This window comes from Mesorhizobium tamadayense (genome assembly GCF_003863365.1).
Classification (GTDB): domain Bacteria; phylum Pseudomonadota; class Alphaproteobacteria; order Rhizobiales; family Rhizobiaceae; genus Mesorhizobium; species Mesorhizobium tamadayense.
Genome location: NZ_RQXT01000178.1, coordinates 1 through 972 on the forward strand (window position 1 = coordinate 1; position 972 = coordinate 972).

At 64.7% G+C, this 972-nt stretch carries 1 protein-coding gene; it reads right to left on the reverse strand.

Going from position 1 to position 972, the window contains the following annotated elements:
- Positions 1–514: 514 nt before the first annotated feature.
- Positions 515–763 (reverse strand): hypothetical protein, encoded by a 249-nt coding sequence (locus tag EH240_RS40315; RefSeq protein ID WP_425374878.1) that lies wholly within the window; start codon positions 761–763, stop codon positions 515–517.
- Between the last annotated feature and the right edge of the window lie 209 nt (positions 764–972).

The following is a 972-nucleotide window of genomic DNA, read 5'->3' on the forward strand; positions in this document are numbered from 1 at the left end:
GTTCTGCCTGAAGTCTGTTGCCGGCGTACGTGAAGGACTTGGCCTTGTTGGCTTCTGAGGCGAACGTTGCCCTAATCCGATCGCTGGCTTCACGGCCGCTATCTATCTGCGTTCCCCACAAAGGGGGCCGGAGCGTGGCTGTCGCGACATAACTACAGCCCGAGTACGCGCGGGGCGCTTCAATCTTCGAGGGCGTCACCGGCGCCCGTCATACGAGGATACGCCGTGAAGCAGGGCGTCGCCTTCTTGTCATCAGCATCGCGCCGGCCCGCTCGGAAGCCAAACTGACCCGGTCCCGTGTGCGCCGGCAATCTCTTCCAGGCAAGGGCGGCGCCGGTCCTCACATGCCGGAACCGACACCTATGCCCCGGCGTCCTGCCATTGTCGATAGGTGCCCCACAGGCCATCAGCGCCACGGTGTTGATGCCGCGGTAGCGCCTGCCTGATGCGACGCTGGTCGGGCGGGCGGCGCTGGTTCCGTGTGGAACCACGGCGCGCGCCAATCACCTGCACCTTACTCGATCGCAGCTTTGATCTCGGCGGTGATGCGCGTGTAAACGTCGGCACGCGCTCCGGACTGTATCCTGGAAGACATCGTGATACCTCCTTGGGAGCGACGCGAGCGCACGGGATCACCGCGCTCGTCGGCCGGTCGATTGAACCATTTCGACGACACACGGCCGACGCGCTGACCTCGGCTCACGTCTACCTTGTAGCCCGCACGCACGTTCCGCGTCGGTGCCTGAATTTCCATCTGTGTCATGGGTTTGCTCCGCGGCGGACGCTGGGAGTCTCTGTCCCGGACCTTCGTCCGCCCACCGAAAGCCCCCGCCTGCCCTCTTCCTCTGCTGGCCGCACCGTCGCCTATCGAAGTGCCCGCCAGCCCCGTTCCGGCGAGAGAGGCGGGCATTCATGCCCCTGACGAACAAGCCCCGTTGCTTCGATGGCAAAACCATGACTCAATGGGGGCGT